Source organism: Kitasatospora sp. NPDC089797 (assembly GCF_040684795.1).
GTDB lineage: Bacteria > Actinomycetota > Actinomycetes > Streptomycetales > Streptomycetaceae > Kitasatospora.
Genome location: NZ_JBFBGS010000027.1, coordinates 119,184 through 131,798, shown reverse-complemented (window position 1 = coordinate 131,798; position 12,615 = coordinate 119,184). Strand labels below are relative to the sequence as shown.

Genomic DNA, 12,615 nt, shown 5'->3' with positions numbered 1-12,615 from the left:
GCGCAGCAGCCCCGCGCTGGGACCGGCGCCGGTCCCAGCGCGGGGCTGCTGCGCGCTCGCAGCCCCGGCAGCCTGTGGGGTCCTGGGGGACTTGCCCCGCCTCCCTGCCCTCCGCCTCCGCCTCCGCCTCCGCCTCCGTCTTCGCCTCCCGGCGCGGGCCCTACCTCGCCTCCGCTCCCGCGGCTCCGCCTCCCGTTCTGGGCAGGCCCAGCTTCCCTCTGCGGCCCTCCTGTCCCGGGGCCCGCCTTCGCCCTTCCTCCCTCTCCGCTCGGGCCTCGCTCTTGCGCGGGCTTCCTCCATTGGCCTCTCTCGCTCTCCGGACCAGGAGCCGCTTACCGGTTGGCGGCTGCCTGCTCCCACACCCAGGACGCGACGCCCACCCGGTTACGGGCGCCGAGCTTTCGTTGGATGTTGGCGAGGTGGTTCTTCACCGTTCCCGGTGAGATGAAGAGCCCGGCGCCGACCTCGGCATTGGTCGCTCCGTCGGCCACCAGCTCAGCGATCTCCCGTTCCCTCTCGGTCAGTTCCTCCACCGGGCCGGCTATCAACGGGCCCGTCACACCGACCCCGACCGCCGGCCCGGGCGCTGGATCGGCGCCCGCCAGGGCCATGTGTCGCAACAGCCGGACAGTGACCTGCGGACTGATCAGCGCATCCCCAGCCATCGCCGCCCGGATCGCCTCGATCAGCAGCACCGGCCCCGAGCGCTTCAGCAGGAAGCCCGCCGCGCCATGCCGCAGGGCCGTGTGCACGTACTCGTCCAGGTCGAAGGTGGTCACCACGATCACCTTGCACTGGCCGGACAACTGCCGTGTGACCTCCAAACCGTCGAGCTTCGGCATCCGAATGTCCGCAAGCACCACATCGGGCCGCAGTCTCTTCGCTTCCTCCACCGCCGCGGCACCGTCCGCAGCCTCGGCGACCACGGTCATGTCCGGCTGGACGTCCAGAATCATTCGGAACGCGCTGCGGACATCGGCCTGATCATCAGCGACCAGGATCCGGATCGACCCTGCACTCCTGCTCATCCGCTCCGCTCCCTTGCACCCGTGCCATTCCTCATCGAGGCCTCCGACCGCTCCGGGCCCTCCCGCCCTGCCAGCGGCAGCCTCGCGGTCACTCGCCAGACCCCCTGGTCGTGTGCCCGCGCCTCGAAGATCCCGCCCAATCCCTCCACCCGCGCCGCCAGCCCCAGCAGTCCACTGCCGCCGCCTCGGCGGGGGCGGACTGCTGAACCGGGAACCAGGCCGTCGTTCGTCACCGTCAGCTCCAGCCACTCCCCGGCGCAGCCGACCCTCACCTCGATCCGGTGGGCGTCCTGAGCGTGCCGGCGGACGTTGGTCAGCGCCTCCACCACGATCCGGTGGACCGTCCCCGCCGCTTCCCTCGGCACCGGCTGGTCCGGCAGCTCCAGGCGGACCTCCGGACCACCCGAGGCGGTGAACCGCTCGGTGACCTCGGTGAGTTCAGTGAGCCCCGGCTGGGGGCTGCGCTCGCTCCCCTCCTCCGCGCGCAGCAGTTGGACCGTTCGATCCAGTGATGCCAGGGCCCGCTGCCCGGCCTGCTCTATCCGGTCGAACACGGCCGCCGCCCGAACCGGGTCGACCGAGGCCAGGTAGGCACCGGCCTGGGCCTGGGCGACCATCCCGCTGACGTCGTGTGCCACGAAGTCATGCAGGTCGTGGGCCAGTTCGAGCCGCTGGGCGCGCCGGGCCTCGACCACGGCCCGGTGGCGGCCCTCGTCGAGCCCGCGCAGGTAGAGCCCGACCAGGACGGCCGGGAGGGAGAAGGTCGCCCCGAAGCCGAAGAGGGTGAGGACGGACCGGGGACCGCTCCCGACCGCGAAGCGGGACACCCAGAGCGAGACCGCGCCGCCCACCGTCCAGACCGCCGCCGCGCAGGCCCGCCCGTCCTCGGCCCTGAGGGTGAGCACGACCAGCAGCAACAGGCCGGCCAGCTCGAACAGGCCGACCAGGCCCGGCCAGCGGTCCGATTCCGACCAGCGGCCGGCGACCCAGACGCCCGCAGTGACCACCACGGAGACGGCTCCGGCCACACCCGTGACGACCGTCGTCCCGAGGCGCGCCCGGATCGCCCAACCGACCAGCAGCACGACCGGGACGACCAGCGAGAGCAGCTGACTCATCGTCATCACCTTCCTTCGACGACGACCACATTAGGACGCGGCGGAGGTCGGCTGCCTGTGCCGATCGGCATATTTCACGGGGGTTTTGACCTGGGAGAACAGGCCGATCGACATCTGCCGCCACCACCCGAGGGGGTCCAGTCTTGAGCCATCGGGGCGGCCACCGGGGTCGCACCGGAGAGGAGTCCAGCACCATGTCGAAGCTCATGATCAAGGCCCGGGCGGCCGTCCCCGCAACACCCGGCGTTCCGCCCCGCGTGGCTCCGCCGGCACCGCGCTGGGCCGAACTGGCGGCCAAGGCTGCGGCGCTGAGCACCGTCCCGTCGGGGCTGTGGCGGATCGCGTTCGGCTTCGGCGTCCCGGTCGGGTTCACGGGAACGACCTACGCCGCCTTCTCCGCGCACCAGCCGGGCTGGGGCACGGTCTACTGCGTGGCCCTGAGCGCGTTGGCCGAGGGGCTGGCCTTCCTGACCGTCGGCCTGGTCCGACCCTGGGGCCACGTGGTGCCGTACTGGATCCCGCTGCTCGGCGGCCGACGGGTGCGCCCGCTGTTAGCCGTCGTCCCCGCTCTGCTCGGCTCGCTCCTCCTGACCAGGACAGGGCTGGTCGCCCTGTTCGGGGGCTGGGCCGGAAACCTTGCGGAGCCGGACTCGCCGCACGGCGTCGGCGCATTGGTGATGACCCTTGCCTACCTTCCCCTGGTCGCTTGGGGGCCGCTGCTCGGCGCGGTCGCCCTCGACTACGCCCGTCGGACTCTGTGGGCTCGATGAGCGCGGCGGCGGGTCAGGCCCGGGCCGACGGGGAGTTCGCCAGAGCGGTACCGGTTCCTGACTCGCTGACACCCGGGGCGTCGTCGGCGACTTCGGCCTCGACCTGGTGCGATGCGGGTTCGGGTGCGGGTGCGGTCCGGCGGCCCCACTCGGTCGCGACCAGCACCAGGGCTCCTCCGAGCAGCGCGAGCGGGCCCATCCGGTTTCCGGCGATGGTGATGCCGAAGACGGCGGCCCACAGCGGTTCGGTACCGAGCAGCAGGCTGACCCGGGACGGCGAGGTGGCCCGGACGGCCCACATCTGAACGAAGAAGGCGAACAGGGTGCAGAACAAGGACAGGTGCAGCAGCCAGGCCCACTGGCCGGCTCCATACGACAGCGCGACGCTCCACGGAACGGGACCGACGGCCAGCGCCACGACCGAGAACACAGCGGTGGCAACCGCCAGTTGGACCCAGGTGAGGGCGAGCATGTCGGTGTTCCGGACGGCCCGGCTGCGGGCCATCGCCAGGACGTACGCCGAACGGACCAGGGCGGCGCCCAGCACCAACAGATCACCGAGCGCGGGCGGGCGCAGCCCTCCGTCGCCGGTGAGCAGGGCGACGCCGAGGACCGCCAGCCCGGCGGCCGTCAGGAAGGCACGTGGTGGCGCGGTACGGCCGAGGGCGCTCTCGCCGAGCGGGGTGAGCACCATGGCGAGGCTGATGATCAGCCCGGCGTTGGTGGCGGAGGTGTGCACCGCCCCGTAGGTCTCCAGCAGGAAGATCCCGCTGAGGACCAGGCCCAGCGCGGCGCCGCCGAGCCACTCGGTGCGGCTCAGCCTCCGCAGGGCCCGCCACGCGGCGAGCCCCAGCAGCGGTAGTACCAGCCCGAATCGCAGTACGAGCATCGCCACGACCGTTCCCGGCTCGGCCACCCGTTGGACGGCGAGGAAGCTCGACCCCCACACCACTGCCACGAGTAGGACCGGCAGATCACGAAGGACCGACGAGGACGAGGACAGGGAGGCACGCATGAGGAGGATCCCTCCGAGCGAACGGAACCGACGGGTGCGAGGACCGTACGGCGTCGGACGGACCCAGGAGCTGGGCGTGTGGCTCAGCGGCGGACGGGGTGAGGGATGGAACAGGGGTGCGCCATCTTCGCGCACCGGCCCGCCGGTGATCAATGCCCCTTCGAGGTGTCGACGGGTCAGGAGGCGAGCAGGCCGTTCGTCGCGGCGATGGCCTCGATGTCGGCTGGGGTGCCGGACATGATGGCGCGGACGTGCTCGGTGACGAGCTCGACCGGCCAGTCCCACCAGGCGGCTCGGAGCAGGCGGTCGATGTCGGCGTCGTCGAAGCGGCGCCGGATCGGGCGGGCGGGGTTGCCGCCGACGATCGTGTAGGGCTCGACGTCGGCGGTGACCACCGCGCCGGCCGCGATGATCGCTCCGGTTCCGATCCGGACGCCGGGCAGGACGGTCACACCGAAGCCGAACCAGACGTCGTTGCCGACCACGGTGTCGCCCCGGGTGGGCAGTCCCGTGACGATGTCGAGGGTCTGTTCGGTCCAGCTGCCACCGAACATCGTGAAGGGGAAGGTGGAGACACCGATGGCCGGGTGGGCGGCCCCGGCCATCAGGAAGCGGGTCGCGGTGGCGATCGCGCAGTACTTGCCGATCACCAGCCGTTCGGGGCCGTACGCGTAGAGGACGTTGCACTCCTCGAAGCGGGTGGCTCCGTCGGGGTCGTCGAAGTAGGTGTACTCGCCGACCTCGATCCTGGGGTCGGTGACGAGTGGGCGCAGCAGGACCACCCGGTCGTGGCCGGCGAGCGGGTGCAGAACAGTCGGGTCGGGGATGGCTGTGGCGGTCACGCAGACTCCTCGCGTAATGCGACTCACGTCGCGTTACGATGAGCATTGCACGACGCCCATCCCGCGGCAAGCCTTAATGCGACTGGAGTCGACTTTGAGCGATCCCCTCCACTCTGATCAGCGCCCGCGCACGCCGACCCCGCGCCCGGGCGGACGCAGCGCCAGGGTCCGCGCGGACGTGGTCGCCGCCACGCTCGCCGAGGTCACGGAGAAGGGCTACGACGGGCTCACCGCCGAGGCGGTCGCAGCGCGCTCCGGTGTCCACAAGGCGACCCTCTACCGGCGGTGGGGCGGAGTCGACGGCCTGGTCGCGGACGCGCTGACCGCCTCGGCCGACCAGCCCTGGCCGCTGCCCGACACCGGAGACCTCCAGGAGGACCTCCGCCGGATCAACCAGGAGGTGTTCAGCGTCTTCACCGACCCCGAACAGGGCCCCACCCCCACCGCGCTGATCTCCGCCGCCCAGCGTTCCGACACCGGCGCGGCCGCCCTGCGCGACTTCTTCGCGGCTCGCCACCGACAGGCCGCCGAGGTCGCCGAACGGGCCGTCGCGCGGGGCGAGTTGCCACCGGGGACGGACGGCGCCGAGGTGATCGCGGCCGCCACCGCCCCGCTCTACTACCGGCTGTTCGTCACCGGTGAGCCCTTGGACTCCCGCACCGCCGAGCGGGCCGCCGACGCCGCCGCCCTGGCGGCCCGCACCGGGCTGTTCTCGTCGGCCCCGCCCACCCCGTAGACACGGCCCGGCCCCGCGGACACCGAGGCCGGCCCGACGACCACTCCGACGAGCGCCACGCCAACGACCGCCGACCGCCGACCGCCGACCGCCGACAGCCGACGAGCAAAGGAGGCCCGCAACCAGCAACCAGCAACCAGCAACCAGCAACCAGCAACCAGCAACCAGCAACCGATCGAACTCTCCGGCCCCAGAAGGAACATGACCGTCCTCCAACGCCCACCGAGCAGAGGAGCCCCAGCCGTCCCGCCCCCTACCGGAGACCCATCCGGCCGTGGATGATGCCCCCATGACAAGCACGCCGTCCACCACCCCACGGAAGGCCCGTCACGTGAAGCGCAAGCACTGGGCACTGGTCGCCGCCGCCACCGTCCTCCCGCTCGCGGCTGGCACCGGCACCGCCGTCGCGGCCCCGACCGGCGCCACCCCCGCTCCGAGCGCGGCCTGCACCTACACACCCGCTGTCCCTGCCGACAACTTCAAGGGCATCCCGGTCTTCGACGCCGCGAAGGCCGCCCGCCCCTACCACGCCACGCTGCGGACCAACCAGGGTGCGATCACCTTCGAGGCACTGACCGACAAGGCGCCCTGCACCACCTTCTCGTTCCGGTACCTCGCCGAGCACGACTACTTCGACCGCAGTCACTGCCACCGCCTCACCACCCAGCGGATCTACGTCCTGCAGTGCGGCGACCCGACCGGCACGGGCAGCGGCGGTCCGGGCTACTCCTTCCCGGACGAGAACCTGACCGGAGCCACCTACCCGGCGGGCACCGTGGCCATGGCCAACGCCGGACCGAACACCAACGGCAGCCAGTTCTTCATCGTCTGGAAGGACACCAAGCTCTCCCCCGCCTACACCCCGTTCGGCCGGGTCACGGCGGGCCTGGACGTCCTGCAGAAGATCGCCGCCGCCGGCGAGGACGACCAGAACGGCCCGGGCGACGGCTACCCCAATGTCCCCGTGAACATCCGCCACGTGAAGATCGGCAGGCACTGACCGAGCGCCCGGCCTCACCCCCGTTGCCGCTCCCGTACGGTGGCAGCACCACCGTCACCGCAGGGGAGCAGCACCGCATGGACAGCCGGATCTGGGAGAGCGTCGACCACCTGGTCGCTTGGCTGGACGAGCACAGTACGCAGTCGCCGCAGGAGGAACGCCTGCTGCGGCTCCTCAAGCTCTCCGAGGAGATCGGCGAGGTCGGCGCGGCCGTGATCGGCGCAACCGGACAGAACCCGCGCAAGGGCGTCACCCACACCTGGGAGGACGTCCAGCACGAGCTCTGCGACGTCGTCTTCAGCGCCCTGGTCGCCCTGCGGACGCTCACCCCCGACGCGGCCCGGGTGTTCACCGAGCGCCTCGCCTACGTCGAGCAGCGCTCCGCCGCCTCCCGTGACACGAGCGGGCGGGAGGCGGCGGAGCCGGCACGGACAGCGGTGCAGGCAGCGCAGGTGGACCAGAAGGATCAGGCGGCAACGGCACCGGAGGCCCGCTAGGTCAGCGGAAGTCCGGCCCCGGGGACACCGCCGGGGCCGCCGCCGAGGACAACCCCCGGGCCACCGCCCGGCGTCACGCGTTGGGCGCGACCTTCGCCAGCCCGTTGATCAGGCGGTCCATCGCGTCGCCGCCCGCCGGGTCGGTGAGGTTGGCGAGCAGCTTGAGGGTGAAGCGCATCAGCAGCGGCCGGGGCAGGCCGTGCTGGGCGGCGAGCTGCATCACCTTGGGGTTGCCGATGAGCTTCACGAAGGCGCGGCCGAGCGTGTAGTAGCCGCCGTACACGTCCTTGAGGATGCGCGGGTAGGCCTGCAGGGCGCGCTCGCGGCCGCCCTCGGTGACCCGGGCGTGGGCCTGCACGATGACACCAGCGGCGATCTGCCCGGATTCCATCGCGTAGGCGATGCCCTCGCCGTTGAACGGGTTGACCATGCCGCCCGCGTCGCCGACGAGCAGCAGGCCCCGGGTGTAGTGCGGCTGCCGGTTGAAGGCCATCGGCAGCGCGGCGCCGCGGATCGGCTCGGTCATGTTGTCGGGGGTGTAGCCCCACTCCGCCGGCATGCTGGCGCACCAGGCCTTGAGCACCTCGCGCCAGTCGAGTTCGCCGAACGCGGGCGAGGAGTTGAGGATGCCGAGGCCGACGTTGGAGGTGCCGTCGCCCATGCCGAAGACCCAACCGTAGCCGGGCAGCAGCTTGCGCTGGCCGCCGCGGGTGTCCCACAGCTCCAGCCAGGATTCCAGGTAGTCGTCGTCGTGGCGCGGGGAGTTGAAGTAGGTGCGGTAGGCGACGCCCATCGGGCGGTCCTCGCGGCGGTGCAGGCCCATGGCGAGGGAGAGCCGGGTGGAGTTGCCGTCGGCGGCGACGACCAGCGGGGCCCGGAAGGTGACCGGCCGCTTCTCCTCGCCGAGCTTGGCGGTGACGCCGACGATCCGGCCGGTGCGGTCGTCCAGGACGGGCCCGCTGACGTTGCAGCGCTCGTAGAGCCGGGCGCCGGCCTTCTCCGCCTGACGGGCCAGGAGTTCGTCGAAGTCGGCGCGCTTGCGGACCAGGCCGTAGTCCGGGAAGGAGGCCAGCTCGGGCCAGTCCAGTTCCAGCCGGACGCCGCCGCCGATGATGCGCAGGCCCTTGTTGTGCAGCCAGCCGTTCTCGGTGGAGACGTCGATGCCCATGTCCACCAGTTGCTTGGTGGCGCGCGGGGTCAGACCGTCGCCGCAGACCTTCTCCCGCGGAAAGGCGGTCTTCTCCAGCAGCAGCACGTCCAGCCCGGCCTGGGCGAGGTAGTACGCGGTGGTGGAGCCGGCCGGGCCCGCTCCGACCACGATGACGTCGGCGGTGCTCTCGACCGTGCTGTCCGGCTTCGTCAGATCGGCTGCGGTCTCGGACACGTGGACACACTCCTGGAGCTGCGGCGGGGGATGGCGGCTTTTGTCTCCGGCAGTCTAGTTCCGCTCACGCGGGGCGAACCGCCCACCGCCCGACCGCCACCCGTCGGCCGGCACCCGTCGGCCGCCATCCGTCGACCACCGCCCGCCCCCGCACCTGCCCGCCACCCGCCGACCCGGCACGTCCCGCCCCGGCCATGTGCCGCCCCAGCCATGTGCCGCCGCAGCCCGGCCGGACCAGCCGCCGAACGACCAGCCGCCGGACGCCACCGCCCGATCAGGCCTGCTTGTACCCGCGGTGCAGCGCGACGATCCCACCGGTCAGGTTCCGCCAGGCGACCTTCGACCAGCCGTTGTCCTGCATCCGGGAGGCCAGCGTGGGCTGGTCCGGCCAGACCCGGATGGACTCGGCGAGGTAGACGTAGGCGTCCGGGTTGCTGCTGACCGCGGTGGCGACCGGCGGCAGCGCGCGCATCAGGTACTCGGTGTAGACGGTCCGGAACGGCGTCCAGGTCGGCGTGGAGAACTCGCAGATGACCAGCTTGCCGCCGGGCTTGGTGACCCGCTGCATCTCGCGCAGGGCGGCGTCGGTCTCCTGGACGTTGCGCAGCGCGAAGGAGATCGTCACCGAGTCGAAGGTGTCGTCGGCGAACGGCAGCCGGGTGGCGTCGCCCGCGGTGAGCGGCAGTTCGGGGTGGCGGCGCTTGCCCTCGGTGAGCATGCCGACCGAGAAGTCGCACGGGACGACCTTGGCCCCGGCCTCGGCGAAGGGGAGCGAGGAGGTGCCGGTGCCGGCCCCGAGGTCAAGCACGAGGTCCCCGGGTCCGGCGGCCACCGCCTCGGCCACCGCCCGGCGCCAGGCGCGGGCCTGGCCGAGGGAGAGCACGTCGTTGGTGAGGTCGTACTTGGCCGCGACGTCGTCGAACATGGCGGCGACTTCGTGCGGCTGCTTGTCCAGAGAGGCTCGGGTCACGCCCCCCATTGTTCACCCTGTGACGGGTGCCCCGACCAACGGGGCACAACCAGGGTGCATGACCACGGGGCGCCACCACGGCGGCCGGAGCGCGCCGGGCCCACCACGGCCGGGCCCCGCCTCATCCGTGGAACCCCCGCCACCCCCTCGGTTCAGTGCGGCTCCGTGCGGCTCAGCCAAACTCAGTGCGACCCTGCGCGGCTCCGTGCGGCTCAGTGCGCGCCGCGCCGCCCGCCCGCCCGACGGCGGCGCCGCGAGCGCTTGCCCTGGGTTATCGCGGGCATCCCCTCGGCCAGCGCCCCGGTCGCCAGCGCCAGGTTGCTGGCGAGCCGCCCCTGCCCGCCGCGGCTCGCGACGGCCCGCCGGTGGCGCCGGATGCGCAGCATGCAGATGACGAACAGCACGACGGCGACCGGCACGCTGAACCGGGCCAGCCCCACGCCGACGGGCTGCGGGTAGGTGTCGCCGCAGATCCGCACCGCGCCGGGGTCGTCGGCCGCGTGCTCCAGGCAGACCGCGTCGCCGACCCTGGCGCCGTCGGCGAGGGGCAGGGCGGCCGCGGTGTGCGGCTGGCCGCTCGCCGTGTAGCTGACGGCGCTGTACGTGCCGCCGCCGGTGGGCAGCTGGGTGACGACGCCCTCGACTCTCACCGGGTGGGCCGCGATCCGGTCGGCCTGGTCGGCCTGGCGCCAACCGAGCAGGCACATCCCGACGGCCAGCACGGCGCTGAGCACGGCGGCGAGGTACCAACCACGGCCCAACCGCGGGGATCGCGGCGGGGGAACGGTCGCGGTTCGCATGGTTCCTGTCCTGGCTTGCCTCCGGGGCCTGGGACACGGCCCCGCCGCCCGCGGGCGCGGGTGGTGGTGTGGTGAGGGTACGGAGTGAGCTGTCCGGGATCGTATCCGCTGGCGGCCCCTCAGGTCACGGCGAAGCGGCAATCACTCCCCGCAGCGGGCACGGAAGTTCGGGTGCACACGAAGGAAGTCCCGTGCAGGGCACGGCAATCGGACTACTGACGAGTACGTCACACCGGGCCGCCCGCACGCCCCCTGGCGGCCGTCAGCGCCGCCGGTACACCAACCGCCCGCCCAGGACGGTCGCCAGGCACCCTCCGGCCGCCGGTACCGCGCCTCCGGGCCGCGGGAGCACGGCAGAGGCCGGAACGACCGGGAAGACCGCGAAGTCCGCCCGCCCGCCGACCGCCACCCGCCCGTGCACGGCCTGCTCCAGCGGCAGCACCACCAACGGATCCAACCCGCCCGCACCGACACCCGCCCCCGAGCCGGCCCCGACACCCACGCCAGTACCCACGCCAGTACCCACGCCAGTACCCACGCCAGCACCCACGCCGACACCCGGGCCAGCACCCGTCCCCGAGCCACCCGGCCCGACCCCCATCAGCGCCACCAGCCCGGACCGCGCCACCGCCGTCCGCACCGCCGCCCGTTCGAACGGCCCGGCCACCGCCGTCACCCCGAACCCGAGCATCCGCTGCAGCCCGCGCCGCGCGCTCGCCCCGTACCGGGACTCGTCGTCGCACCCCACCAGCCCGTCCGGGACCGGCTCGACGCCGATCTCCTCGCGCGGGTCCGGGTGGTAGTCCCGCTCCAGCAGCCGCCGGCCCCACGGATTGCCCAGCCCGGGGGTGAGCACGGCCGGGCCCCAGTCCCGGACCCGCGCCGTCGGGTGGGCGGCCGCCAGCTCCGGGAACGCCCCGACGGCCTCGACCAGTTCGCCGCGCACCAGCACCGCCCCGTCGGCGACGGACGGGGCGGTGGGAGCGGCCGGATCGGGCAGCAGGAGCGCCACCCGGTGCAGGGTCAGCACGGTGGAGGTGGGGTCAGCACAGCGGTGGCGGCCGGCACAGCGGAGGCGGTCAGCACGGCGAGGACGCGGTCAGCACGACGGCAACGGTCCGGCGGCCGGGCTCAGTTGTCCAGGATCTTCAGCTCGGGGTGCGCCGTGCCGCCCTCGATCGCGGTGGAGGCGATGTGCGAGGCGACCCGCGGGTCGACCGGGTCGTTCGCCGGGTCGTCCAGCACCCGCAGGTGCTCGTAGGTGGTCGAGCGCTGCGCCGGGACGCGGTCGGCGGCGCGGATGAGGTGGATCAGCTCGGTCAGGTTGGAGCGGTGCTTGGCACCGGCCGCCGAGACGACGTTCTCCTCCAGCATCACGGAGCCCAGGTCGTCCGCGCCGTAGTGCAGCGACAGCTGGCCCGCCTCCTTGCCGGTGGTGAGCCAGGAGCCCTGGATGTGGGCGATGTTGTCGAGGAACAGGCGGGCGATCGCGATCATCCGCAGGTACTCGAAGACGGTGGCCTGGGTCGAGCCCTTGAGGTGGTTGTTCTGGGGCTGGTAGGTGTACGGGATGAAGGCGCGGAAGCCGCCGGTGCGGTCCTGCACCTCGCGGATCATCCGCAGGTGCTCGATCCGTTCGGCGTTGGTCTCGCCGGTGCCCATCAGCATGGTGGAGGTGGACTCCACGCCGAGGCCGTGCGCGGCCTCCATGATCTCCAGCCAGCGCTCGCCGGACTCCTTGAGCGGGGCGATCGCCTTGCGCGGCCGCTCCGGGAGCAGCTCGGCGCCGGCGCCGGCGAAGGAGTCCAGGCCCGCCTTGTGGATCCGGGTGATGGCCTCCTCGATGGAGACGCCCGAGATCCGGGACATGTGCTCGACCTCGGAGGCGCCCAGCGAGTGGATCACCAGCTGCGGGAAGTCGGCCTTGATCGCCGAGAACGCGCGCTCGTAGTACTCCACGCCGTAGTCGGGGTGGTGGCCGCCCTGGAACATGATCTGGGTGCCGCCCAGCTCGACCGTCTCGGCGCAGCGGCGCAGGATCTCGTCGAGCTCGCGCGACCAGCCCTTGTCGCTCTTCGGCGGCACGTAGAAGGCGCAGAACTTGCACGCCGTCACGCACACGTTGGTGTAGTTGATGTTGCGCTCGATGATGTACGTCGCGATGTGCTCGGTACCCGCGTAGCGGCGGCGGCGCACTGCGTCGGCGGCGGAGCCGAGCGCGTGCAGCGGCGCCGAGCGGTAGAGCTCGAGCGCCTCCTCCGGGGTGATCCGGCCGCCGGCGGCGGCCCGGTCGAGCACGGCCTGCAGGTCGGTGCTGGACGCATCGAGGGTGGTCGCTGCGAGCTCGGTCACCTGGCGGCCTTCTCTCTCTCAAGTGCTACTCGGGTACGGCCGAACCAGCCTACGCCAGGCCTTTCGGGCGTCCGCGTCAGCCCGCTGAACTGCGCCCCGACCG

The 12,615-nt window shown here is 72.5% G+C and carries 13 protein-coding genes; 4 read left to right on the top strand and 9 right to left on the bottom strand.

Annotated features, from left to right (window positions below; all coding sequences use genetic code 11):
* Positions 1 to 332: 332 nt before the first annotated feature.
* Together AB0O91_RS22945 and AB0O91_RS22940 are read right to left on the bottom strand one after the other, a co-directional pair.
* Complete coding sequence (locus tag AB0O91_RS22945; RefSeq protein ID WP_363436043.1) at positions 333 to 1,028, bottom strand: response regulator transcription factor; 696 nt, start codon at positions 1,026 to 1,028, stop codon at positions 333 to 335.
* Positions 1,025 to 2,152 (bottom strand): histidine kinase, encoded by a 1,128-nt coding sequence (locus AB0O91_RS22940; RefSeq protein WP_363436041.1) that lies wholly within the window; start codon positions 2,150 to 2,152, stop codon positions 1,025 to 1,027. Before AB0O91_RS22940 ends, AB0O91_RS22945 begins: the two co-directional genes overlap by 4 nt.
* A 188-nt stretch (positions 2,153 to 2,340) precedes the next feature.
* Here AB0O91_RS22940 and AB0O91_RS22935 point away from each other — a divergent pair, with 188 nt between their 5' ends.
* Positions 2,341 to 2,916, top strand: a complete 576-nt coding sequence (locus tag AB0O91_RS22935; protein WP_363436039.1) for a hypothetical protein — start codon at positions 2,341 to 2,343, stop codon at positions 2,914 to 2,916.
* 13 nt (positions 2,917 to 2,929) lie between these two features.
* On the opposite strand, the gene AB0O91_RS22930 is transcribed toward AB0O91_RS22935, so the two are convergent.
* Positions 2,930 to 3,931, bottom strand: coding sequence for a DMT family transporter (locus AB0O91_RS22930; protein WP_363436037.1), 1,002 nt, complete (start codon positions 3,929 to 3,931; stop codon positions 2,930 to 2,932).
* Between the two features lie 176 nt (positions 3,932 to 4,107).
* The gene (locus AB0O91_RS22925) at positions 4,108 to 4,773 is read right to left on the bottom strand and encodes a CatB-related O-acetyltransferase (protein ID WP_363436035.1); all 666 of its coding nucleotides are present in this window, start codon (positions 4,771 to 4,773) and stop codon (positions 4,108 to 4,110) included.
* 94 nt (positions 4,774 to 4,867) lie between these two features.
* On the opposite strand from AB0O91_RS22925, the gene AB0O91_RS22920 reads away from it, so the two are divergent.
* From AB0O91_RS22920 to AB0O91_RS22910, 3 genes are all read left to right on the top strand, one after another.
* Entirely contained in the window at positions 4,868 to 5,509 is a 642-nt protein-coding gene (locus AB0O91_RS22920) for a TetR/AcrR family transcriptional regulator (RefSeq protein WP_363436033.1), read from the top strand.
* Between the two features lie 289 nt (positions 5,510 to 5,798).
* On the top strand, positions 5,799 to 6,509 hold the full coding sequence (locus AB0O91_RS22915; protein ID WP_363436032.1) for a peptidylprolyl isomerase: 711 nt from the start codon (positions 5,799 to 5,801) through the stop codon (positions 6,507 to 6,509).
* Between the two features lie 77 nt (positions 6,510 to 6,586).
* Positions 6,587 to 7,006 carry a MazG-like family protein gene (locus AB0O91_RS22910; protein ID WP_363436031.1) on the top strand — a complete coding sequence of 140 codons (420 nt, stop codon included), beginning with the start codon at positions 6,587 to 6,589 and terminating at the stop codon, positions 7,004 to 7,006.
* 73 nt (positions 7,007 to 7,079) lie between these two features.
* Here AB0O91_RS22910 and AB0O91_RS22905 read toward each other — a convergent pair whose 3' ends face one another.
* The 5 genes from AB0O91_RS22905 to mqnC all read right to left on the bottom strand — a co-directional run bounded on the left by AB0O91_RS22905 (position 7,080) and on the right by mqnC (position 12,512).
* The gene (locus AB0O91_RS22905; protein WP_363436056.1) at positions 7,080 to 8,369 is read right to left on the bottom strand and encodes a geranylgeranyl reductase family protein; all 1,290 of its coding nucleotides are present in this window, start codon (positions 8,367 to 8,369) and stop codon (positions 7,080 to 7,082) included.
* Between the two features lie 295 nt (positions 8,370 to 8,664).
* Positions 8,665 to 9,360, bottom strand: coding sequence for a demethylmenaquinone methyltransferase (locus AB0O91_RS22900; protein WP_363436030.1), 696 nt, complete (start codon positions 9,358 to 9,360; stop codon positions 8,665 to 8,667).
* A gap of 212 nt (positions 9,361 to 9,572) precedes the next feature.
* Complete coding sequence (locus AB0O91_RS22895; protein ID WP_363436028.1) at positions 9,573 to 10,160, bottom strand: hypothetical protein; 588 nt, start codon at positions 10,158 to 10,160, stop codon at positions 9,573 to 9,575.
* 262 nt (positions 10,161 to 10,422) lie between these two features.
* The gene (locus tag AB0O91_RS22890; protein ID WP_363436027.1) at positions 10,423 to 11,172 is read right to left on the bottom strand and encodes a hypothetical protein; all 750 of its coding nucleotides are present in this window, start codon (positions 11,170 to 11,172) and stop codon (positions 10,423 to 10,425) included.
* A 119-nt stretch (positions 11,173 to 11,291) separates the two neighbouring features.
* Positions 11,292 to 12,512 (bottom strand): cyclic dehypoxanthinyl futalosine synthase, encoded by a 1,221-nt coding sequence (gene mqnC / locus AB0O91_RS22885; RefSeq protein ID WP_350505030.1) that lies wholly within the window; start codon positions 12,510 to 12,512, stop codon positions 11,292 to 11,294.
* Positions 12,513 to 12,615 lie beyond the last annotated feature (103 nt).